Source organism: Streptomyces sp. NPDC007205 (assembly GCF_040634095.1).
Lineage (GTDB): Bacteria > Actinomycetota > Actinomycetes > Streptomycetales > Streptomycetaceae > Streptomyces.
This window is the reverse complement of sequence record NZ_JBEYEW010000006.1, coordinates 259,857-281,977: the sequence shown is the minus strand read 5'-3', so window position 1 is coordinate 281,977 and position 22,121 is coordinate 259,857. Positions and strand designations below refer to the sequence as shown.

Genomic DNA, 22,121 nt, shown 5'->3' with positions numbered 1-22,121 from the left:
CGCTGTGGTGCTCCGTGCTCCGTGCTTCGTGCTGCTCCTACCGTCGCAGCGGACCATCTGTCAGGTCCATCGAAAGTTTCCGACCGTTCTTTTCAGAGAAACTGAACGATTCGGGGCGGTTTCCGCGCTGGCCCGCCAGCGCCGCGCCGAACGCCAGCGCCATGCCCGTCATCTGCACGGGTGTGAACGTCTGGCCGAGGGCCGCCCAGCCGACGACGGCCGCGGTCAGCGGGGAGAGCGGGCCGAGGAAGGCGACCTGGGGGGCGCTGAGCCGGCCGATGCCGCGGAACCAGAGCCAGTACGCCACCGCCGTGTTGGCCAGCGCGAGGTAGCCATAGCCGGCGACGGCCCGGCCGTCCAGGGCGGGCGGTGTGCCCTCGGTCAGGAAGGCGACCGGCGCGATGAGCAGACCGCCCGCGCTGAGCTGCCAGCCGGTGAGCGCCAGCGGGCCGACCCCGTCCGGCCGGCCCCACCGCTTGGTCAGGACCGTACCGGCGGCCATCGAGGCGGTGGCGGCGACGGCCGCGAGCACGCCGACGGCGTCGAGCGTGCCGGTCCCCTGGAGGACGACGAGGCTGACACCGAACGCGGCGACGACGCCGGTGACGAGCGTGCGCGGGGCCGGTCGCTGCCCGAGCAGCAGCGCCGAGAGGCCGACGACGAACAGCGGCTGCACCGAGCCGACGACGGCGGCCATACCACCGGGCAGGCGGTACGCCGACACGAACAGCAGCGGGAAGAAGGCACCGATGTTCAGCGCGCCGAGCGCCGCCGACCTCCACCACCAGCCGCCGCGCGGCAGCACCCGGGTGACCGCCAGCAGGACGAGTCCGGCGGGCAGGGCCCGCAGCAGCGCCGTGAACAAAGGGCGGCCAGGCGGCAGGAGTTCAGTGGTGACCGCGTAGGTGGTTCCCCAGGAGACCGGGGCGAGCGCGGTGAGCAGGACGGTGACGGATCGCCTCACGACCGGATCCCTTCGGGGTCGGCGACGGCAGGAACGAACGCAGCGGCCTGAACGGGGGCGGCGACCCGGGCCGGGGCGGGGGCGCCGGTGCGGATCACTGGCGTCAGCACCGGTACCGTCTCCGCCGGCAGCGGGCGTACCGCCTCCGGCGGCAGGTGGCGTTCCGCGCGGATCAGGAGGGTGGCGGCCACCGCCGAGGTCAGCACGAGGACGGCCCACGGTGCCCGGCCGTCCAGCGCGAGCAGGGCCGTGAACAGGGAGGGCGCCACCGCCTTCGCCAGCGACCAGGACATCTGGTACGCCGCCAGATACCGTCCGCGCACCGCCTCGGGCGCCGCCTCGACCGCGAGCACCTGGGCGGCGGGGCTGTGGATCAGCTCGCCGAGGGTGTAGACGAGGACCACGGCGACCATGGCGCCGCCCAGGACCGTGACCGACGTCGGCCGCACGGTGCCGAGCACGGTCTGCGCGGCGAAGGCGGTCGCGAACAGGCCCCCGCCCAGCGCCGCCGCCCGGGTGCGCCGGGCACCGGCCCGGCGGACCCGCGCGCCGACGCCGACCCCGGCCACCGCGCACAGCACGGTGTTGAGGGTGAAGGCGGTACCGGTGAGCACCGAGGGCCCGTGCAGCCACTCCACCATGAACAGCGGGAAGAGGACCGACAGGGCCGAATAGCTCAGGGCGTTCAGGAAGTTGGCGCCGGTGACGACCAGGAAGGGCCGGTCGGCGAGGACGAGCCGGTAGCCGGCGCCCGCCCGGTGCCGGACCGGGCCCTCCCCGGTCGCGGGCGCCGGCCGCAGGGGCCGCAGCAGCAGCGCGGCGAGCGCGAAGGAGAGGGCGTTGCCCCAGGCCGCGTACGTGTAACCGGCGCTGCCCGCCAGGGAGATGACCAGCGTGGCCAGCAGCGCGCCCGCCCCGTTTCCGGCGTTCTGCAGCGCGCGCGTCGACGCCTGCAGCCGGTCCCGGTCCGTCCCGCGCGCCACCTCGCCGATCAGGGACTGCTGGGCCGCCGGGAAGGCCCGGTCGGCGGCGGCCGTGACCAGGGCGACGGCCGCGAAGGCGGGGAGGGAGTGGGCGAAGGGGTAGAGGGCGAAGCCGGCGACCCGGACGCCGTACAGCACGTACAGCACGCGCTTGGCGCCGTACCGGTCCACCGCCGTCCCGGCGAGCGGCAGTGCGGCGATGCCCGCGAGGCCGGTGACGGTGAGCACGGCGCCGACGACCGTGAAGGACAGCCCGGTCACGGCACGGAAGAAGACCAGCGTGAACGGGACGTACATACCGGTGCCGACGCCGTTGACGGCGGCGGTGAGCGCCAGGGCCCATTCCCCGGGGATGCGTTCGTTCTTTCGTGTCGCCATACCTGCCCCCTCGAAGTCACTTGGTGGCAAGTAGCTTAGTTGTAAGCGACTTTCTGTCAAGCTGCTTTCCGTCAAGCTACTTTCTTGCTGGCGACCGTCCGCGAGGCGATACTCGGCACATGAGTGCAGGCAAGGATTCCGTCGACACGATCGTCGACCAGTGGGCGGCCGTGCGGCCCGACCTCGACTCCAGGGCGATGGAGGTCTTCGGGCGGATCTACCGCCTCTCCCGGACCATGGGCGACCGCATGGAGAAGGCGTACCAGCCGTACGGCATCACCCGCGGCGAGTTCGACGTCCTCGCGACCCTGCGCCGCGCCGGCGAGCCGTACACCCTCTCGCCGCGCCAGCTGTCGGGCACCCTCATGCTCACCACCGGCGGGATGACCGGTCGCCTCGACAAGCTGGAGAAGGCCGGACTGCTGCGCCGCTCCCCCGACCCGCACGACCGCCGGGGCCTGAAGGTGACGCTGACCGACAAGGGGCTGGACGTCATCGACCGCGCGGTCGGCGCGGGCCTCGCGGTCCAGACGGAGGCCCTGTCACGCCTCGACGACGAACAGGTCGGCCAACTGGCCGACCTGTTGAGGGAGTTGCTCGCCCAGACCCTGGAGGCCCCGCACTGACCGCCGATGTGCGCGGCGACCGCCGCCTCGATGTCCGCGGCGGTGGCCGAGTCGGCGGCCCGGGCCGCGTATCGTCGGGGCGGACCAGCACGGCCGTACGGCGGTCGCCCGCCCAGCGGACCACGGACAGCAGGGCCGCGCGGGCGGGGTCCGGCTCGTACGGCTCGGCGGTGATCGGCGCGAACCGGCCGCCGCTCGGCGCCTCGTGCAGCCGGCCGCCGCCGGCGGACGAGGAGGTGGCGGAAGCGGGAGGGGAGGGCGGCGAGGTCCATCCCTGACCCGCTCTGCGCTGCGACTGCCGCCGGCCCGGGAGCTGACCCACGGGGAGCTGCCCGCCTGGCTCGGGCCGACCGTCCAGCGGTATCTGACGGCACCGAGCCCGTGACCCACACGGAATCCGGGCCGGCGCGTCCCGGTCGGCACCGCGTCCGGCGTAAAGGCCCGTGCCCGCCGGACGGAAAACGCCGGGGGCGCCCGTCTCACCCGGGTACGGCGGTGGGCGCGTACCGGCGGGAGGAGGGGCGCCCCCGGCGACAGAACCGGTGTCCGGTCAGGCCTTGGCGCGGGCCTCGGACTTCGCCTTGGACGAGGGGGCGATGACCCTGGTCTTGGACCTGTCCAGCACCATCACCAGTCCGGCGATGCCCACGAAGAGCGCGAGCGGGATCAGCACGTAGAGGCCCAGCGTCTGGATGACGCTCAGGCCATGGCCGGGGTCGTCGCCGTCGTCGCGGGTCAGCGCGAGCGCGGGGGACGACATGAGCAGCATCATCAGCGTCGTACCGGCGGCCAGGGCGCCGGCGCGCAGGGCGTTCTTCTTGTCCACGATCTCAAGTTAGCGAATCACCCGGAAGGCCGCGCGCGCGGGGTCCCGTACCGGGCCTTCACCCGTCTCTGAGCTGCGTGAACACAGCGAGCAGGGCGCGCAGCCGGGGTGCGGCCGTCAGTTCCTCCAGCGGCACCGGCCGGCCCTCGCGGTCCGCGATCGGCAGCCGCCAGTTCGGGTACTGGTCCCAGGTTCCCGGCAGGTTCTGCGGGCGGCGGTCGCCGACGCCGTCCGGGAGCCAGACGCCGATCAGCCGGGCCGGGGTGCGCAGCAGGAAGCGGTGGACGGCACGGATCTCCTCCTCCTCGTCGCTGCCGGGCGGCCCGGCGGCCGTCAGGTCCAGCAGGCCGAGGCTGCCGAGCAGGGCGAGCCACTCGGCGGCGTCGGCGACAGCCTCGGCGCGTTCCTCGGCGGCCGGGCGGGTGAGCAGGCCCAGGCGGTCGCGCAGGTCGACGTGGTCGCCGGTGAGCCGGGCGGCGGTGGGCGGCAGATCGTGGGTGGTGGCGGTGGCCAGGCAGTCGGCGCGCCAGCGGTCGGGCGGCAGCGGGCGGCCGTCGCCCTCCCAGTCGCGTTCGAACCACAGCACCGAGGTGCCGAGCACCCCGCGCCGCTGCAGGGTCTCGCGGACGCCGGGCTCGACGGTGCCCAGGTCCTCGCCGATGACGACGGCCCCGGCGCGGGTGGCCTCCAGGGCGAGGATCGCGAGCATGGCGTCGGCGTCGTAGCGGACGTACGTGCCCTGGGTGGGCGGGCTGCCCTGCGGGACCCACCACAGCCGGAACAGGCCCATGACGTGGTCGATGCGCAGGGCGCCGGCGTAGCGGAAGAGGGCGCGCAGGAGGTCGCGGTAGGCGGTGTATCCGGAGCCGGCCAGGCGGTCGGGGCGCCAGGGCGGCAGGCCCCAGTCCTGTCCGCGGGCGTTGAAGGCGTCGGGCGGGGCGCCGACGGACGTGCCGGCGGCGAACACGTCCTGCTGCGCCCAGGCGTCGGCGCCGACCGGGTGCACGCCGACGGCGAGGTCGTGCACGATCCCGACCGGCATGCCGGCCTCACGGGCGGCGCGCTGGGCGGCGCGCAGCTGGCCGTCGGTGAGCCAGGCGAGGCGGGCGTGGAACTCGACCCGGTCGGCGAGCTCGGCGCGGGCGCGGGCGGTGGCGGCCGAGCGGGGGTCGCGCAGGCCCTCGGGCCAGGTGTGCCAGTCGGAGCCGTGGGTCTCGGCGAGGGCGTACCAGGTGGCGTGGTCGTCGAGGGCCTGGCCGTGGGCGGCACGGAAGTCGTCGTAGGCGGCCCGGCGGCCGGGGCCCAGGGGGACGGCCAGCACCGGTTCCAGTGCTTCCCGCTTCAGCTCCCACACCGCGTCGCGGTCGATGAGGGCGCCCTTGTCGAGGACGGCGGTACGCAGCCGCTCGGCCCGCTCCAGCAGCCCGCTCAGCCGCTCGCGGTCCGCGACGTACGCGTACTCGGGGATGTCCTCGATCCGCAGGTGCACGGGGTCGGGGAAGCGGCGGGAGGAGGGGCGGTACGGGGAGGGGTCGGTGGGGGCACCGGGTACGGCCGCGTGCAGCGGGTTGACCTGCACGAATCCGGCTCCGGCGGTGCGTCCGGCCCAGCCGGCCAGCTCGGCGAGGTCACCGAGGTCGCCCATGCCCCAGGAGCGGCGGGAGAGCAGGGAGTACAGCTGGACGAGGAGGCCGTGGGAGCGGCCGGGCGGGGCGGGCAGCCGGTCGGGGGCGACGACGAGGTGGGCGTGGCCGGTGCGGCCGTCGGGGGCGACGGCGGTGACGCGGTGCACGCCGAGCGGGAGGTTCCAGGTCCCGTCCACGTCCCGCTCCTCTCCCTCCTCGGTCCGGACCCGCAGACGGGTGCCGGGCGGCAGCGCGGCGAGGGCGGCGGGGCCCTGCGGGTCGCCGGCCCAGTGCACGACCGTCGGCGGCAACAGGCGTTCGCGCAGTGCGCGTTCGCGGGCGGCGAGCGCGGTGCGTACGGCGTCGGGTCCGGCCGCGTCGACGTCGAGGGCGGCCAGCGCGGCGACCACGGCGGAGGCGGGGACCGGGACGCTGCGGCCCGGGGCGGGGCTGTAGGAGGTGGCGACCCCGTGCAACTCGGCGAGCCGGGCCAGCTCCGGCTCTACGGGCTCGTCGTACGCCTCGGTCATCTACAACCCCGGGCCGAAGGAGTCCGGAACGGGGTCGGACTCGCTGGTCAGCGCGGCGGTCTCGGCGAGCGGCGGCTCGCTGGTCAGCGGCTCGGCGTCGGGCAGGGGCGGTTCGCTGGTCAGCGGGGCCTGGGCGCAGGCGCTCTCCGCGCTGAAGACGCACAGCGATGACTCGGCGGTCGTGGCGGACGGCTCCGCCACGGGTTTCCACTGGGCCGGGATCGAGAGTCGAGCCGGTGCGGCCACGGGGTCTCCTTGTCGTGTACGGCGACGGGGTTACCGCAGCCCTACCCCGTGAGCGCTGCGGCAGACGTACAGAAGGGAACAACATGCCACTCGTCACATTCGGAGCATCGAGCATCAGGGCAACACGGGCCGCTCGGCACATTCCAGGCGGTAAAACAAGCCCAAATCGGGCAGCTCGTCCCGTCGGCGGTCTCACTCGCGGCGTACACCGCCCTGCTCGGAAGTCGGGGCGTCGCTGCCTGACGTTCCGGGGCCGGATGTGAGACCGGCCCCGACGGCACGCACGCGAAGGCCCGGACCGACTAGGCGGAGATGCCGTCGATCCGAGCCAAGGCGTCATCCGCGCCGTACGGCTGCAAGTAGGGCAGCCAGCGCGGATCCCTGTGCCCGGTGCCGATGATGCGCCAGGCCAGTCCCGTCGGCGGAGCCGGTTTGTGCCGCAGCCGCCAGCCCAGCTCTACGAGGTGACGGTCGGCCTTGACATGGTTGCAGCGGCGGCAGGAGGCCACCACGTTGTCCCAGCGGTGTTGGCCCCCGCGGCTGCGCGGGATGACGTGGTCGACGCTGGTTGCGACGCCACCGCAGTACATGCACCGGCCCCCGTCGCGGGCGAAGAGCGCGCGCCGGGTGAGAGGAACGGGCCCCCGGTAGGGAACCCGTACGAATCGCTTGAGCCGGACCACGCTGGGTGCGGGGACTGTGACGGTCGCGCTGTGCATATAGGCGCCGGATTCCTCGAGGGAGACGGCCTTGTTCTCCAGAACGAGGACGAGGGCGCGTCGAAGCGGTACGACGCCGAGCGGCTCGTACGACGCGTTGAGGACCAGGACATGCGGCACGGGTGCCTCCTTGGGCGTCGGCGGCGCGTGGCTCGCGCCGGGACGATCTGCAGTCAGTCTCCCCTCAGGCCTGGTGGAAGCGCCACCATGTCCCGGTAACGGGCTGGGAGTGTTTTCGACCACATCCGATTCATCCCCCGGATCATGGCCGGTTCAAGCCAGGGTGAGCCCTGTCTCTCCTGCGCCCTCCTTGGCGGATCCGCACGGGGCACACACAATGCCCCGTTAGTGTGGTGGTCCTGTCCGTCCGGTGACCTTTTCGTGACCTTGAAGACCGTGACCGCCCCGCCGGTACGGACCGCGCAGCACCTTGGAGGTACCTGCCGTGTCGTCCTTGCCCGCCGTCCTGCTGGCCGCCGGTGCGTCGCCGACCCCGTCCCCATCCCCGTCGAGGTCGACGCCGGCCGTGCCGTCGTTCCAGGACGCCCAGGACAGCGCGACGAACGCGGCGAGCTGGGTCGAGCAGAACTGGTCGACGTGGCTCGCGATGGGACTGCAGATCCTGCTGGTCGTGGTCGTGGCGGTGGCGCTGCGCGCGGCGGTGCGCCGGGCGATAACCAAGCTGATAGACCGGATGGGCCGCACCGCGCAGGCCGTGGACGGCACGGCGCTGGGCGGGCTGCTGGTCAACGCCGAGCGGCGGCGCCAGCGGTCGGCGGCGATCGGTTCCGTACTGCGGTCGGTGGCGAGCTTCCTGATCATGGGCACGGCCGCGCTGATGGTGCTGTCCACCTTCAAGATCAACCTGGCGCCGCTGCTGGCGTCGGCCGGTGTGGCCGGTGTGGCGATCGGTTTCGGCGCGCGGAACCTGGTCACGGACTTCCTCTCCGGCGTGTTCATGATCCTGGAGGACCAGTACGGCGTCGGTGACGTGATCGACGCGGGGGTGGCCACCGGTGAGGTGATCGAGGTCGGGCTGCGGGTGACCAAGCTGCGCGGGTCCGACGGCGAGATCTGGTACGTCCGCAACGGCGAGGTCAAGCGGATCGGCAACCTCTCGCAGGGCTGGGCGACGGCCGGGGTCGACGTGACGGTGAAGGCGAGCGAGGACCTGGACCGGGTCAAGGCCACGCTGGACGACGTCGCCGAGCACATGAGCAAGGAAGAGCCCTGGAACGAGCTGCTGTGGGGCCCGGTCGAGGTGCTCGGTCTGGACTCCGTCCTGATCGACTCCATGGTGGTGCGGGTCTCGGCCAGGACGATGCCGGGCAAGGCGCTGACGGTCGAGCGGGAGCTGCGCTGGCGGATCAAGCGCGCGTTCGACCGGGCGAGCATCCGCATCATGGGCGGCGCGACGGCGACGGAGGACGCGGAGGACGCCCCGGACCCGGCGGCGGCGGCGGTGGCGGCGCCTTCGGTGTACGCCAACGCGGACTCACCGCAGTCGGCGGCGACGGCACCGATCGCATCCCAGCGGCCGGCGCCTCCGGCGAAGTAGCGGAACGGTTCGGCACACAGGTTCGAGTGAACGGGAGGGGCAACACCACCCCCTTCCCCAAGGACTGACCGGCCCCGAGGTAACGACTCCGTTGCCTCGGGGCCGTTGTCTATTGACGCCCCCTTCGTCCTGGGCTTACGTTCCTCGCAACGCGATAGGAAACTTTCCTAACAGTGATCCCCCCGCGGCCGGTGATCAAGGCTGGACGCCACGCCCGGGTCACTGAAAAGCTGGGTGGCTGGAAAGGCAGGTGTCGAACTCCATGGCAGGAACCGCCGGTACGCCGGGCACCCCGCGCGTGCTGCGCGCCATGAACGACCGTGCCGCGCTGGACCTCCTGCTGGAGCACGGACCGCTCTCGCGCACCCGGATCGGCAAGCTCACCGGCCTGTCCAAGCCCACCGCCTCGCAGTTGCTGGGCCGCCTGGAGGCGGCCGGTCTGGTCCGGGTGACCGGCACCAGCGAGGGCCGGCCGGGCCCCAACGCCCAGCTGTACGCCGTCAACCCCACAGCCGCGCACGCCGCCGGACTCGACGTCACCCCGGACCGCATCCGCGCCGCCGTCGCCGACATCACCGGCCGCACGGTGGGCGAGTTCGAGCTGCCCACACCGGGGCGGCGTCCGGCGCAGCCCGTCGTACAGCAGGTCACCGGCGCGCTCGACGGCGCCGTGAAGGCCGCCGGGCTCGCCCGGTCCGACGTGCACCGGCTGGTCATCGGCACCCCCGGCGCCTTCGACCCGAACACCGGGCGCCTGCGCTACGCCTCCCATCTGCCGGGCTGGCACTCCCCCACCCTGCTCGGGGAACTCGCCGCCGCCCTGCCGATGCCGGTGGAGTACGAGAACGACGTCAACCTCGTCGCCCTGGCCGAACAGCGGCTCGGGGCGGCCCGGGGCCACGGTGACTTCGTGCTGCTGTGGAACGAGGAAGGGCTCGGCGCCGCCCTGGTCCTCGGCGGCCGGCTGCACCGCGGCTGGACCGGCGGCGCCGGCGAGGTCGGCTACCTGCCGGTGCCGGGCACGCCCCTGGTGCGCCAGGTGGCCAAGGCCAACAGCGGCGGCTACCAGGAGCTGGCCGGCTCCCAGGCCGTGCCGGAGCTGGCCCGCGAACTCGGCATCGAGGACGTGCCGTCGGGGCCGTGCACGGAGGTCGCCGCCGCACTCGTCGCCCGCGCTGCCGACCATGCGAGCGGCCCCTACCGCAAGCTGCTCCAGAGCTACGCGACACGGCTCGCCATCGGTCTCGCCTCGCTCGTCTCCGTCCTCGACCCCGAACTCGTCGTCCTCAGCGGCTCCGCGCTGACGGCCGGCGGCGAGGTGCTGCGCGCCCTCGTCCAGGCCGAGCTGGAGGAGCTGGCCGCGGCCCGCCCCCGGCTGGTCGTCGGCGACGTCCAGGAACACCCCGTACTGCGCGGCGCGCTGGAGTCCGCGCTCGTCACCACCCGCGACGAGGTCTTCGACACCTCGCGCTAGAGCGTCCCCTCTTCCACCCACCCGTCCCCCCGGGAGACCTCGCCATGCCCGAAGTCATACCTTCCGCTGCCCGAAAAGCAGCTTTTGCCGCAACTGCGTCCCTCGCGCTGCTCGCCACCGCCTGTACCGGGCAGTCGGGCTCCGGTGCCATGGACGACGCCTCGAAGGACACGACGATCAACTTCTGGCACGCCTGGAGCGCGCCGAACGAGATGCAGGCCGTCAAGTCGCTGGTCGCCGGCTTCGAGAAGGCGCACCCCAACATCCACGTGAACGTCGTCGGCAACATGACCGACGACAAGATCAACCAGGCGCTGCGGTCGGGGGGTGACAAAGCGCCGGATGTGATCTCCTCCTTCACGACCAACAACGTCGGCAGGTTCTGTTCCTCCGGAGCCCTGGTTGACCTCAACCCCTTCTTCAAGAAGTCGGGCATCGATCCGCAGACGACCTTCCCGAAGCCGATGAACGAGTACACCCGGTTCGACGGCAAGCGCTGTACGGCGCCGCTGCTCGGTGACGCGTACGGGCTCTACTACAACAAGACGGCGTTCAAGAAGGCGGGTATCGCCGCGCCTCCGAAGACCTGGTCGGAGTTCGAGTCCGACGCCAAGAAGCTGACCGTCTCCCAGGGTGACTCCTACCAGCAGCTGGGCTTCATGCCGGACTACCACGGCTGGGAGACCACCACCGAGCACTACTTCGGGCAGTTCTCGCCGACGTACTTCGACAAGGACGGCAAGTCGAACCTCGCCAGGGACCCGGCGTTCCAGAAGGGCTTCGAGCTGCAGAAGCGGCTCGTGGACGAACTCGGCGGATTCCAGAAGCTGGAGACGTTCCGGTCGACGCTCGGTGACGAGTGGGGTCCCAGGCACCCCTTCCACACCGGTCAGGTCGCCATGCAGCTCGACGGCGAATGGCGGCTCGGCATGGCCGAGCAGGCCAGGCCGAAGTTCGAGATCGGCGTCGCCCCGCTGCCCGTCCCCGACGACCAGGTGAGCCAGTACGGCAAGGGCTACATCACCGGCACCATCGCGGGCATCGCCGCCACCAGTCACAAGCAGAACGCGGCCTGGGAGTTCGTCAAGTACATCACCACGGACACCGACGCCGTGGTCGGCTTCGCCAACGACATCCACAACGTGCCCTCGACCCTGGCCGCGTTGAAGTCGCCGAAACTGACCTACGACCCGCGTTTCAAGACCTTCCTCGACATCGCCGCCAACCCGAACTCCACCACCACTCCCGCCTCCCTCAACGGCGGTGTGTACCTGGTGACGATCCAGCAGTTCGGTTACGACTACGAGAGCGGCAAGGTGAAGGATCTGAAGGCCGGTCTGCAGAAGACGGCCGCGCAGATCGACACGGACATAGCGCAGGCGAAGTAGCCGATGAGTACGGTCACTCCGGCGTCGAAACGCCGCCGCTCGGCGCTTCGCACGGCCGCCTTCATGTCGCCCTGGCTGATCGGTTTCGCGGTGTTCTTCGCGTATCCGCTGATCTCGACGGTCTATTTCTCGTTCATGCACTACGACGGGTTCCGGCCGCCGACGTGGAGCGGGGGCAAGAACTGGACGTACGTCTTCGCGCACTACCCGCTCTTCTGGCCGGCCCTGCGCAACACCCTCTGGCTGGTCCTGGTCATGGTGACCCTCCGGGTCGTCTTCGGGCTGGGCATCGGACTGCTCATCACCAGGATCAAGACCGGTACGGGTGTCTTCCGCACCCTGTTCTACCTGCCGTATCTCGCCCCGCCGGTCGCGGCGACCATGGCCTTCGCCTTTCTCCTCAACCCCGGCACGGGACCGGTCGACGCCGTCCTGGACAAGGCCGGCATCCCGGCGCCGGGCTGGTTCAGCGACCCCGCCTGGTCCAAGCCGGCCCTCACCCTGCTGGCGTTGTGGGGCATCGGCGACCTGATGGTCATCTTCATGGCCGCGCTGCTGGACGTGCCGGCCGAGCAGTACGAGGCGGCCGAGTTGGACGGGGCGTCGGCGTGGCAGCGGTTCCGGTACGTCACGCTGCCGAACATCTCACCGATCGTGATGTTCGCGGTCGTCACCGGCGTGATCCAGACCATGCAGTACTACACCCAGCCGCTGATCGCCGGGAAGGTCGCCTCCGGCGTGATCCAGGGCGCGGGCGCCCAGTTCGAACCCGGCTACCCCGACAAGTCCACGCTCACCCTCCCCCAGCTCGTCTACAACCTCGGCTTCCAGCGCTTCGACTACGGCTCGGCCTGTGTGGTGGCCCTGGTGCTCTTCGCACTGTCGATGGTGTTCACCGCACTGCTGATGCGGCGCCGGGGCGGTCTCATCCAGGCAGGTGACTGACGTATGACCCGCCGCAAGGCGCATCTCGAATGGATAGCGGTCCACTCCCTCGGCGTCGCCGCCGCCCTGTTCTTCACCCTCCCCTTCGTGTTCGTCTTCCTGACCTCGCTGATGAGCGACACCCAGGCGCTCAGCCGCGATCTGGTCCCGCACACCTGGGAGTGGGGCAACTACACGAAGGTCCTCGACACACCCGGCTTTCTGACCTGGTGGAAGAACACACTGATCTACGCCGGGCTCGGCACCGTGCTCACCGTCGTCTCCTCGATCCCGGTGGCGTACGCGCTCGCCAAGTTCCGCTTCCGGGGCCGCGATCTGTCGCTCATGCTGGTGATCTCGATGATGATGCTGCCCCCGCAGGTGGTCGTCATCCCGATGTACCTGTTCTGGGCGAGGCAACTGGACCTTTCCGGAACGCTGTGGCCGCTGATCGTCCCGATGGCGTTCGGCGACGCGTTCTCCGTCTTCCTGCTGCGCCAGTTCCTGATGACGATCCCGAACGAGTACCTGGACGCGGCGAAGGTCGACGGCTGCGGAGACCTCAGGACCCTGCTCAGGGTCGTGCTGCCGATGGCCAGGCCGGGCATCTCCGCCGTCGCCCTCTTCCAGTTCTTCTACGCCTGGAACGACTACTTCGGTCCACAGATCTACGCGTCCGAGAACCCCGGCGCCTGGACCCTGTCCTACGGCCTGGAGTCCTTCAAGGGCGCCCACCACACCGACTGGAACCTCACCATGGCCGCGACGGTGCTGGTCATGGCCCCCGTGATCCTCGTGTTCTTCTTCGCCCAGAAGGCGTTCGTGGAAGGCGTCACGCTCACCGGAGTGAAGGGTTAACCCGTATATGAAACTCACCGTGGTCGGCGGAGGCTCGACCTACACCCCCGAACTCGTCGACGGCTTCGCACGTCTCAGGGACACCCTGCCCATCGAGGAACTGGTCCTCGTGGACCCGGCCGCCGAACGCCTGGAGCTGGTCGGCGGCCTGGCCCGGCGCATCTTCGCCAGGCAGGGCCACGGCGGCCGGATCGTCACCACCGCCGACCTCGACGCGGGCGTCGACGGCGCCGACGCCGTGCTGCTCCAGCTGCGCGTCGGCGGACAGGCGGCCCGGCAGCAGGACGAGACCTGGCCGCTGGAGTGCGGCTGCATCGGCCAGGAGACCACCGGCGCGGGCGGCCTCGCCAAGGCGCTCCGCACGGTCCCGGTGGTCCTGGACATCGCCGAGCGGGTCCGCCGTACCAACCCGCGCGCCTGGATCATCGACTTCACCAATCCGGTCGGCATCGTCACCCGCGCCCTGCTCCAGGCGGGGCACCGGGCGGTCGGGCTGTGCAACGTGGCGATCGGCTTCCAGCGGAAGTTCGCGGGGCTGCTCGGCGTGACCCCGGCGGATGTGCACCTCGCCCATGTGGGGCTCAACCACCTCACGTGGGAAACCGGTGTGCGCCTGGGCGGCCCCGAAGGCGACGACGTCCTGCCGAAGCTCCTCGCCGACCACGGCGACGCGATCGCCGAGGACCTCCGCCTCCCGCGCCCCCTGCTGGACCACCTGGGCGTGGTCCCCTCCTACTACCTGCGCTACTACTACGCCCATGACGAGGTCGTCCGCGAACTGCGCACCAAGCCGTCCCGCGCCGCCGAAGTGGCCGCCATGGAACGCGAGTTGCTGACGATGTACGGCGACCCGTCGCTGGCCGAGAAGCCGGCGCTGCTCGCCAGGCGCGGCGGCGCCTACTACTCGGAGGCGGCCGTGGACCTGGCGGCGGCGCTGCTCGCCGGTGGTGGCAGCCCGTACCAGGTGGTGAACGCGTTCAACCGGGGCACGCTGCCCTTCCTGCCCGACGACGCGGTGATCGAGGTGCAGGCGGCGGTCGGCCCGAACGGTCCGGCCCCGCTGCCGGTCCCGGAGCCGGACCCGCTGTGCGCCGGACTGATCGCGAACGTGACGGCGTACGAGGACCTGGCGCTGCAGGCGGCGCTGCGCGGCGGCCGCGACCGTGTCTTCCGCGCCCTGCTCGCCCACCCGCTGATCGGCCAGTACGCGTACGCCGACGCCCTGACCGACCAGTTGATCGCACACAACCGGGAGCACCTCGCGTGGGCCTGACCTCGACCCTACTCGCGGTGGACGCGGGCAACAGCAAGACCGACGTGGCCGTGGTCACCGCCGCCGGGGAGGTCCTGGCCACGGCCCGCGGCGGCGGCTTCCGCCCGCCCGCGGTGGGTGTGCCGGCGGCGCTGGACGCGCTGGGCGAACCGGTCGCGCGGGCCTTCGCGGACGCGGGCGTCACATCGGTGGCGCATGTGTCGGCCTGCCTGGCCAACGCGGATCTGCCCGTGGAGGAGGAGCGGTTGGCGACCGCGCTGGAGGAACGCGGCTGGGGTGCGTCGGTGGAGGTCCGCAACGACACCTTCGCGATCCTGCGGGCGGGCGTCGCCGAGCCGCGCGGGGTGGCCGTGGTGTGCGGGGCGGGCATCAACTGCGTCGGCATGCGCCCCGACGGCCGTACCGCGCGTTTCCCCGCCCTCGGCCGTATCTCCGGTGACTGGGGCGGAGGCTGGGCGCTGACCGAGGAGGCGCTGTGGCACGCGGCCCGCGCGGCGGACGGCCGGGGCGGCCCGACGGCCCTGGCCCGCACCCTGCCCGCGCACTTCGGCCTGCCGACGATGTACGCGCTGATCGAGGCGCTGCACCTGGAGCACATCGACCACGGCCGGCGGCACGAGCTGACTCCGGTGCTGTTCGCGACGGCCGCCGGGGGCGATGCGGTGGCCCGCGCGATCGTCGACCGGCTCGCGCAGGAGGTGGCGGTGATGGCCACGGTGGCGCTGACCCGTCTGGAGCTGCTCGACGAGGAGACGCCGGTCCTGCTCGGCGGCAGCGTCCTGACGGCCGGCCACGCCCTGCTCGACGACGGCATCCACGCCCTGCTGACGGCCCGCGCCCCGAAGGCCGGCGTCCGCGTGGTGACGGCGCGCCCGGTCCTGGGCGCGGCCCTGCTGGGCCTGGACCGGCTGGGCGCGGGGGCGGCGGCGCGGGAGCGGGCGCGGGGGTACTGGGAGCACTTCACCAGCTGCGCCGGCGCCGGCTGAACCACCGGCACGGCGAAACGGTGCCCCGGTCCGGCACGCGACCGCGGACCGGGGAACCGATCCACCACGACCGGCGTGTTCATTCGCAGGGGGTGGTGCGCCGGGCACTGCGCGCCGTCGGACACACTGCGATCCGATCAAGATCCAGTGAAGGCCGGTGCGGATGTCAGTCCGTGCGGTGATACTTGGCGGCGAACGGATGACCATGGGGGAGGTCAAGTGACACACCCGCCGAAGAGCGCGGCACCGCCGGTGACGGGCCCCGGCGTGCCCGCCACCCCCGGCATCCCCGCGCAGCCCGCCCGGCCGGCCCCCGTGGGCTCCCTGCCGCCCGCCCGGCGGACCGCGTTCGCCGAGGGTGTCGACCGGCTGCGGGCCGCGGCGACCACCGAGCCGGGGCGGCTGCGGATCATCGGAGCCGTCCTCGCGCTGCTGGTCGTGACGTTCGGCGCGGTCACCGCCTGGCAGGCCAGTGAGCGGGCGGCCGCCGCCGACGACGTGCTGCACCGCAGCCAGCCGCTCAGTTCGGGTGCCGCTGACATCTACCGGTCGCTGGCCGACGCCAACACGGCCGCCTCCAGCGGCTTCCTCGCGGGCGGCCAGGAGCCGGCCGCCTCCCGGGACCGGTACGAGAAGGACATCCGGACCGCCGCCGCGGGCCTGGTGACCGCCGCCGCCAACGCCGAGCCGGGCTCGGCCTCCGAGGCGACGATCGCCAAGCTGAACACGCTGCTGCCCGTGTACAAGGGGCTCGTCGAGCGCGCCCGGACGTACAACCGGCAGGGGTATCCGGTCGGCGGCGCCTATCTGCGCTACGCCAACGAGAAGATGCAGAAGGAGATGCTCCCGGCGGCGGAGGATCTCTACACCAAGGAGAACGCCCGGCTCGACGCCGACTACGCGGACGCGACGCCGTATCCGTGGATCGCCATCGCGCTCGGCGTGCTCGCGCTGGCCGCGCTCGGCTGGGCCCAGCACCGCTCGTACCGGCGGACGAACCGCGTGCTCAACCACGGTCTGGTCGCCGCCGGCGCCGCCACCGCGGTCGCCCTGCTGTGGCTGGTCGTCGGTCATGCGGTGGCCCGCTCGGAGCTGAACGGCTCCTACGACCACGGCGTCCGCTCGCTGACCGTGCTGCACGACGCCCGGATCGCCTCCCTGAAGGCGCGTGGGAACGAGAACCTGAGCCTGGTCGCGCGCGGCGCCGAGACGGTCACGGTGGGCGGAAAGACGTACGACGCCTACTACCACGACTTCGACAAGGACATGGCCGTGCTCGGCAAGGGCCTGACCGGGGCGGAGAACCTCGCCGACGACCAGGGCGGACGTACGCCGGTGAAGGCGGCCGAGGGGAACATGGCGGTGTGGAAGCAGCGCCACGCCTCCGCCCGCGCCGAGGACGAGGACGGCAACTACCAGCAGGCGCTGGACAAGGTCATCGGCGCCAAGGGCGCCACCGGTGAGTGCTTCGACAGCGTCGACCGCAATCTCGCCCAGGCCATCGACCATGAGCAGGGCGAGTTCCAGCGGGCCGCCGGTGACGGACGGGACGCGATGGCGGGGCTGCCGGTGGGCGCGGCCGTGCTCGCGGTGCTCGGCGCGGCCGTCGCGCTGGCCGGCATCGGCCGCAGACTCTCGGAGTACCGGTGACAGGGGGCATGACGATGTACGCGGCACGTGTACGGGCCTCCCTGCGGGGCTGGGGAGGGGTCGGCGCGATGGCAGTGCTGTGCGCGCTCGCCCTCGCGTTCGCCCTGCTGCTGCCGTGCACCCAGAAGGCACCGGCCGAGGGCAGGGCCGCCGGGCAGCGGGTGGCCGCCGGCATCCAGGCCCGCGCCGGGGACTGCAACCCCTCCGAGGCGCAGAACCAGACACTGTCGCCGTCCGGCGCGGACGGGCCCACCATCGACGCGATCAAGGCCCGTACGGGCGCCAGGCGCAAGCTGATCGTCGGTGTCGACCAGAACAGCTACCACTGGGGCTACCGCAACCCGAACACCGAGGGCGCGGAGCTGGAGGGCTTCGACATCGACCTGGTGCACCGGATCGCGCAGGACCTCCTCGGCGACCCGGACGCGGTGCAGTTCAAGGCGATACCGACCAGCCAGCGGATCTCCGCGATCCAGGACGGGCGGGTGGACATGGTCGTACGGACCATGACGATCACCTGTGAACGCCTCCAGCAAGTGGCGTTCTCCGCGCCGTACTTCAGGACCGGCCAGCAGGTACTGGCGCCCAAGTCGTCGTCCATCACCGGCTACAACGACACCCTGGCGCACAAGCGGGTCTGCACGGCGGCCGGTTCGACGGCGTACACCAAGCTGGAGGCCGACCGGAAGAGCGGCACCCTGCCCGCCTCCACGGACATCTCCACCACCGTCCCGAACCAGCTGGACTGCCTGGTCCGGCTGCAACTCGGCGAAGTGGACGCGGTGGTGACCGACGGCGCGCTCGCCGCCAGCCAGGCCGCGCAGGACCCGACCGTCGAACTGAAGGGCGGGGCGTTCACCACCGAGTACTACGGCGTGGCGATGAAGAAGGACGCCTCCGATCTGGTACGCCGGGTCAACCGGGTTCTGGTGGACTACCGCGCCAGCGGCTGGCAGGCGTCGTACGACACATGGCTGTCGGCGACACTGGGGAAGGACCCGAACGCGTCCAAGCCGCCCGCGCCGCGGTATCTGCGGACGAGTTGAGCCACATCCGACCGGGAGACCGGAACACTGAAACGCAGCGAGAGGTGATCGATGGGCGTCACGGACCCCGCCGGGCCGGTGATGGACCGGGACGAGGTGGACCGTGCGCTGGCGCGGCTCGGCCAGGAGCACGAGGCGATCGAGACCTCGCTGCTGGCGCTGCAGGACCACGCGGGCCGCAGACTCCTCGAAGGCGCCGAACTGGCCGGCGTGACCAAGGAACGCTGGCAGGTCACGGAGGCGCGGATCACCCTGCTGTGGGGGTACTTCGACGCCTACGCGGACGCGCTGCGCGCCGCCCGCGAGATCCGCGCCCGGCGCCGCTGGTCCAGCCGTGAGGACCTGCAGGAGCTGACCGAGCTGCTGCGCGGGCCGTCCGTCACCGTCGCCGGGAACGGCCGGCTCAGCGAGTCCTTCTCGCTGGCCGCGCTGGTGGACCGGATGAACGAGCTGTACGCGACGAGCCTGGACCTGGTCGTCGCCGCCGACGCGGTGTGGTCGGCGCTGCCCGCACGGATCGATCTGCTCGCCGCGGAACTCCAGCGCACCCGCGCGCTCGCGCACTCCGTCGGCGTACGCCCCGGCGAGCACCCGGCGGGTGACGACCTGGAGCGGATCACACGCACCCTGACCAGGCTGCGGGAGGACGTCGTCTCGGACCCGCTCGCCTTCTGGGTGCCGGCCGAGGGCAGTTCGGCACCGGGCGGCGGCCGTCCGGACACCCTGGTGTACGACCGTGAGGCGCGCGCCCTGGAGGACGTGCGCCGGGAGATCGACGCCGTGCTGACGGTCCGGCAGGACGCGGAGGCGCGGCTGATCCGGCTGCGGGACGTGCTCTCGCGCGCGGACCGCACCCTCGCCGAGGCCCGCACCGCGCGCGGCGAGGTGCTGGCGAAGATCGCGGCGACCGAGGTGCCGGTGGTCAGCGGCCCGCCGACGGTGCTGCAGGAGCAGCTGGCGACGGCGGCCGAGTACCGGCGGCAGGCCCAGTGGCACCGGCTCTCCCCGCTCCTCGAATCCCTGGAGCAGAAAGCCGAGGACGAACTGCTGCGCGCCCGCGAGTCGTTGACCGCGGTCACCGCACCGCTCGCGGTCCGCGCCGAGCTGCGCGGCCGGCTCGACGCGTACAGGGCGAAGGTGGCCCGGCACGGGCTCGCCGAGGACCCGTTCCTGGTCGAGCGGTACGACGCGGCCCGGCGGATGCTGTGGAGCGCGCCCTGCGACCTGCGGGTGGCCGAGCAGGCCGTGCTGCGCTACCAGCAGCTGGTGGCCGAGCTGCTCGGCGGCGCCGGCGCGCCCGAGGACCGTAAGGGGGAGCAGTCATGAGTCAGCCGGGGCAGTCCTGTCAGCGGCCGGGCTGCGAGGGGGCGTACGAGGACGTCGGCGGCGGTGAGCTGTACTGCGGCACCTGCGGACTGGCACCGGTGGTGTCGGCTGGGGGTTCCCCCTCCGGGGGAGGCATGGTCGGCTCGCCGCCCACCGGACTGACCAGGAGCGCGGCGGACAGCGGCAGTTCCCGCAGCAGCTCGCGTACGTCCTCGCAGTCGTCGAAGTCGCGCCGCTCGGTGTCCGGCCGGCTCTCCCGGTCCCTGTCGGGCCGGTCCACCGGGCGCTCGGTGTCGGTGCGCAGCTCCGGCTCCTCCTCCGGCACGTCCACGCGCGGGCGGCTCGGCGCCGGGCTGGTGAACGTGCCGCAGGTGCCCCGGCCCGACCCGCGCGCGATGGTGCTGGAGAACCCGGAGGTGCCCGAGCGGAAGCGGTTCTGCTCGCGCTCGGCCTGCGGGGCGCCGGTGGGCCGGGCCCGGGGCGACCGGCCGGGGCGCACGGAGGGGTTCTGCACCAAGTGCGGGCACCCGTACTCCTTCGTGCCGAAGCTGAAGGCCGGGGACGTGGTGCACGGGCAGTACGAGGTCGCCGGCTGTCTCGCGCACGGCGGGCTCGGCTGGGTCTATCTCGCCGTGGACCGGGCCGTCTCCGACCGGTGGGTGGTGCTCAAGGGTCTGCTGGACACCGGTGACCAGGACGCGATGGCGGCGGCGATCTCCGAGCGGCGCTTCCTCGCGGAGATCGAGCACGCCAACATCGTGCGGATCTACAACTTCGTCGAGCACCTCGACCAGCGCACCGGCTCCCTCGACGGCTACATCGTCATGGAGTACGTCGGCGGCAAGTCCCTGAAGGAGATCGCCAACGCCCGCCGCAGCCCGGACGGCCGGCGCGATCCGCTGCCGGTGGAGCAGGCCTGCGCGTACGGCATCGAGGCGCTGGAGGCCCTCGGCCACCTGCACAGCCGTAACCTCCTCTACTGCGACTTCAAGGTCGACAACGCCATCCAGACCGAGGACCAGCTCAAGCTGATCGACATGGGCGCGGTGCGCCGCATGGACGACGAGGAGTCGGCGATCTACGGCACGGTCGGCTACCAGGGGCCGGAGGTCGCCGAGGTGGGCCCGTCGGTGGCGAGCGACCTGTACACGGTGGGCCGTACGCTCGCGGTGCTCACCTTCGACTTCCAGGGCTACACCAACGTCTACGTCGACTCCCTGCCCGATCCCGACACCATCGACGTCTTCCGCCGCTACGAGTCCTTCTACCGGCTCCTGGTCCGCGCCACCGACCCCGACCCCGCCCGCCGGTTCGCCTCCGCGCAGGAGATGGCCGAGCAGCTGACCGGTGTGCTGCGCGAGGTGGTCTCGCTGCAGACCGGGCACGCGCGGCCCGCTCTCTCCACCCTGTTCGGTCCCGAGGTCAAGGTCATGGACCGGGAGGTGTTCCCCCGGCTGGACGGGGACGTGTCCCGGCTGGGGGCGCGCGAGGTGCGGGGCCGGAAGCGGAGGGCCGCGGGCGCGCGGGGGTCGACGGCCGGCGCCCCTCCCGCCGGCCTGGGCACGGCCGCCGGTACCGGTGCGCCCGCGCCGGGGACGCCCGGCCCCGGCGCCGCTGGGCTCGCGCCAGGGGCGGCCGGCCACGGAAGCCTGCCCGCGCCGGGGACGGCCGGTTCCGGCGCCGCCGCAGCCACGCTCGGCCCAGCCGGTCCCACGGCCGGCGCACCCGGTCCCGGAGTCGGCGGAGCCGTCGCGGCGTCCGTGTCGCCCGGCGTCCCGGCCCCGCTCCCGGCGGCTCCCGTCAAGCCCGTCGACACCCCCGCCACCGCACTCGCCCTGCCGGTCCCGCTGGTCGACCCGGGTGACCCCAACGCGGGTTTCCTGGCCGGTCTGCTGGCCTCCGCGCCGGCCGAGCTGATCAGCGCGCTCGACGCCGCGCCCGCGCGGACCGTGGAGACCCGGCTCCGGCAGATCCGCGCCCGGCTGGAGAGCGGCGACCACCAGGCCGCGCTGATGAGCCTGGCCACACTGGACGAGGAACGGCCCGACGACTGGCGGGTGGTGTGGTGCCGGGGCGTGGCCGCCCTGGTCACCGGCGACTTCGAGGGCGCCGCGCTCGCCTTCGACGCGGTCTACGACGCCTTCCCCGGCGAGGCCGCGCCCAAGCTCGCGCTCGGCCTGTGCGCGGAGGTGCTGGGCCAGTTGGACAACGCGGCCGAGTACTACCACCTGGTGTGGGCGACCGACCCGAGTTATGTGAGCGCCGCCTTCGGGCTGGCCCGGGTGCAGTTCGCGGCCGGGAACCGGCAGGGCGCCGTGCGGACCCTGGAGTCGGTGCCGGAGTCCTCCATCCACTACACGGCCGCCCGGGTCGCCGCCGTCCGGGCGCGGCTCAGACAGCGCACCGCGGTCGCCGGTGACGTACCGTTCCTGGACGACCTGACGGCCGCCGCCGGGCAGGTCGAGGCGCTGGACGCGTACGGCCTGGACCCGGCGCGGCGCGAACAGTTGGCCGCGGAAGTGCTCGGCTCGGCGCTGGACTGGATACTCTCCGGGGGCCAGGGCACCCGGCTGGCCGCCGGCGGACGGGTGCTGCTGGGCAGCGGTCTGGACGAGCGGGGCCTCCGCTTCGGCCTGGAGCGCGCCTACCGCACGCTGGCCCGGCTGGCGCCCGGCGGCGAGGAGAGGATCGAACTGGTGGAACGGGCGAACCGTTACCGCCCCCGGACGTGGGTGTAGTTG

Annotated in this window: 18 protein-coding genes; 12 read left to right on the top strand and 6 right to left on the bottom strand. The window is 72.5% G+C overall.

Annotation, left to right across the window (positions count from 1 at the left end):
* Positions 1 to 37: 37 nt before the first annotated feature.
* Positions 38 to 964: an EamA family transporter gene (locus ABZ624_RS13860; protein WP_360086786.1), complete on the bottom strand. Its 927-nt coding sequence runs from the start codon at positions 962 to 964 to the stop codon at positions 38 to 40.
* The gene (locus ABZ624_RS13855) at positions 961 to 2,325 is read right to left on the bottom strand and encodes an MFS transporter (RefSeq protein ID WP_360086783.1); all 1,365 of its coding nucleotides are present in this window, start codon (positions 2,323 to 2,325) and stop codon (positions 961 to 963) included. The genes ABZ624_RS13860 and ABZ624_RS13855 overlap by 4 nt, the downstream gene beginning before the upstream one ends.
* A 119-nt stretch (positions 2,326 to 2,444) precedes the next feature.
* On the opposite strand from ABZ624_RS13855, the gene ABZ624_RS13850 reads away from it, so the two are divergent.
* Complete coding sequence (locus ABZ624_RS13850) at positions 2,445 to 2,951, top strand: MarR family transcriptional regulator (RefSeq protein WP_360086780.1); 507 nt, start codon at positions 2,445 to 2,447, stop codon at positions 2,949 to 2,951.
* Positions 2,952 to 3,501: 550 nt separating this feature from the next.
* Here the strand turns inward: ABZ624_RS13850 and ABZ624_RS13845 are convergent.
* The 4 genes from ABZ624_RS13845 to ABZ624_RS13830 all read right to left on the bottom strand — a co-directional run bounded on the left by ABZ624_RS13845 (position 3,502) and on the right by ABZ624_RS13830 (position 7,017).
* Complete coding sequence (locus tag ABZ624_RS13845) at positions 3,502 to 3,777, bottom strand: hypothetical protein (RefSeq protein ID WP_360086777.1); 276 nt, start codon at positions 3,775 to 3,777, stop codon at positions 3,502 to 3,504.
* A 58-nt stretch (positions 3,778 to 3,835) separates the two neighbouring features.
* Positions 3,836 to 5,932, bottom strand: a complete 2,097-nt coding sequence (malQ, locus tag ABZ624_RS13840) for a 4-alpha-glucanotransferase (protein ID WP_360086774.1) — start codon at positions 5,930 to 5,932, stop codon at positions 3,836 to 3,838.
* On the bottom strand, positions 5,933 to 6,178 hold the full coding sequence (locus ABZ624_RS13835) for a hypothetical protein (protein WP_360086771.1): 246 nt from the start codon (positions 6,176 to 6,178) through the stop codon (positions 5,933 to 5,935).
* A gap of 302 nt (positions 6,179 to 6,480) precedes the next feature.
* A complete protein-coding gene (locus ABZ624_RS13830; protein WP_360086768.1) occupies positions 6,481 to 7,017 on the bottom strand; it encodes an HNH endonuclease in 537 nt (178 codons plus the stop codon).
* 325 nt (positions 7,018 to 7,342) lie between these two features.
* Between ABZ624_RS13830 and ABZ624_RS13825 the strand changes: the two genes are divergently transcribed.
* The 11 genes from ABZ624_RS13825 to ABZ624_RS13775 all read left to right on the top strand — a co-directional run bounded on the left by ABZ624_RS13825 (position 7,343) and on the right by ABZ624_RS13775 (position 22,118).
* On the top strand, positions 7,343 to 8,455 hold the full coding sequence (locus ABZ624_RS13825; protein WP_360086765.1) for a mechanosensitive ion channel family protein: 1,113 nt from the start codon (positions 7,343 to 7,345) through the stop codon (positions 8,453 to 8,455).
* A gap of 262 nt (positions 8,456 to 8,717) precedes the next feature.
* A complete protein-coding gene (locus tag ABZ624_RS13820; protein WP_360086762.1) occupies positions 8,718 to 9,929 on the top strand; it encodes an ROK family transcriptional regulator in 1,212 nt (403 codons plus the stop codon).
* Between the two features lie 44 nt (positions 9,930 to 9,973).
* On the top strand, positions 9,974 to 11,317 hold the full coding sequence (locus tag ABZ624_RS13815; RefSeq protein ID WP_360086759.1) for an ABC transporter substrate-binding protein: 1,344 nt from the start codon (positions 9,974 to 9,976) through the stop codon (positions 11,315 to 11,317).
* A gap of 3 nt (positions 11,318 to 11,320) precedes the next feature.
* Complete coding sequence (locus tag ABZ624_RS13810; protein ID WP_360086756.1) at positions 11,321 to 12,262, top strand: sugar ABC transporter permease; 942 nt, start codon at positions 11,321 to 11,323, stop codon at positions 12,260 to 12,262.
* 3 nt (positions 12,263 to 12,265) lie between these two features.
* On the top strand, positions 12,266 to 13,099 hold the full coding sequence (locus ABZ624_RS13805; RefSeq protein WP_360086753.1) for a carbohydrate ABC transporter permease: 834 nt from the start codon (positions 12,266 to 12,268) through the stop codon (positions 13,097 to 13,099).
* A 7-nt stretch (positions 13,100 to 13,106) separates the two neighbouring features.
* Positions 13,107 to 14,372 (top strand): 6-phospho-beta-glucosidase, encoded by a 1,266-nt coding sequence (locus ABZ624_RS13800; RefSeq protein ID WP_360086746.1) that lies wholly within the window; start codon positions 13,107 to 13,109, stop codon positions 14,370 to 14,372.
* Positions 14,363 to 15,358, top strand: coding sequence for a BadF/BadG/BcrA/BcrD ATPase family protein (locus ABZ624_RS13795; RefSeq protein ID WP_360086743.1), 996 nt, complete (start codon positions 14,363 to 14,365; stop codon positions 15,356 to 15,358). Before ABZ624_RS13800 ends, ABZ624_RS13795 begins: the two co-directional genes overlap by 10 nt.
* Before the next feature lie 219 nt (positions 15,359 to 15,577).
* Positions 15,578 to 17,008 (top strand): hypothetical protein, encoded by a 1,431-nt coding sequence (locus ABZ624_RS13790; protein ID WP_360086740.1) that lies wholly within the window; start codon positions 15,578 to 15,580, stop codon positions 17,006 to 17,008.
* Between the two features lie 14 nt (positions 17,009 to 17,022).
* On the top strand, positions 17,023 to 18,054 hold the full coding sequence (locus ABZ624_RS13785; protein WP_360086737.1) for a glutamate ABC transporter substrate-binding protein: 1,032 nt from the start codon (positions 17,023 to 17,025) through the stop codon (positions 18,052 to 18,054).
* A gap of 51 nt (positions 18,055 to 18,105) precedes the next feature.
* Positions 18,106 to 19,380, top strand: coding sequence for a hypothetical protein (locus tag ABZ624_RS13780; RefSeq protein ID WP_360086734.1), 1,275 nt, complete (start codon positions 18,106 to 18,108; stop codon positions 19,378 to 19,380).
* Positions 19,377 to 22,118: a tetratricopeptide repeat protein gene (locus ABZ624_RS13775; RefSeq protein ID WP_360086731.1), complete on the top strand. Its 2,742-nt coding sequence runs from the start codon at positions 19,377 to 19,379 to the stop codon at positions 22,116 to 22,118. The genes ABZ624_RS13780 and ABZ624_RS13775 overlap by 4 nt, the downstream gene beginning before the upstream one ends.
* Positions 22,119 to 22,121 lie beyond the last annotated feature (3 nt).

Excerpts from the sequence above, each read along its gene's own strand:
- ABZ624_RS13855 (WP_360086783.1), bottom strand. The coding sequence starts at position 2,325 with ATGGCGACACGAAAGAACGAACGCATCCCCGGGGAATGGGCCCTGGCG.
- ABZ624_RS13850 (WP_360086780.1), top strand. The coding sequence starts at position 2,445 with ATGAGTGCAGGCAAGGATTCCGTCGACACGATCGTCGACCAGTGGGCG.
- malQ (WP_360086774.1), bottom strand. The coding sequence starts at position 5,932 with ATGACCGAGGCGTACGACGAGCCCGTAGAGCCGGAGCTGGCCCGGCTC.
- ABZ624_RS13820 (WP_360086762.1), top strand. The coding sequence starts at position 8,718 with ATGGCAGGAACCGCCGGTACGCCGGGCACCCCGCGCGTGCTGCGCGCC.
- ABZ624_RS13815 (WP_360086759.1), top strand. The coding sequence starts at position 9,974 with ATGCCCGAAGTCATACCTTCCGCTGCCCGAAAAGCAGCTTTTGCCGCA.
- ABZ624_RS13810 (WP_360086756.1), top strand. The coding sequence starts at position 11,321 with ATGAGTACGGTCACTCCGGCGTCGAAACGCCGCCGCTCGGCGCTTCGC.
- ABZ624_RS13805 (WP_360086753.1), top strand. The coding sequence starts at position 12,266 with ATGACCCGCCGCAAGGCGCATCTCGAATGGATAGCGGTCCACTCCCTC.
- ABZ624_RS13800 (WP_360086746.1), top strand. The coding sequence starts at position 13,107 with ATGAAACTCACCGTGGTCGGCGGAGGCTCGACCTACACCCCCGAACTC.
- ABZ624_RS13785 (WP_360086737.1), top strand. The coding sequence starts at position 17,023 with ATGTACGCGGCACGTGTACGGGCCTCCCTGCGGGGCTGGGGAGGGGTC.
- ABZ624_RS13780 (WP_360086734.1), top strand. The coding sequence starts at position 18,106 with ATGGGCGTCACGGACCCCGCCGGGCCGGTGATGGACCGGGACGAGGTG.
- ABZ624_RS13775 (WP_360086731.1), top strand. The coding sequence starts at position 19,377 with ATGAGTCAGCCGGGGCAGTCCTGTCAGCGGCCGGGCTGCGAGGGGGCG.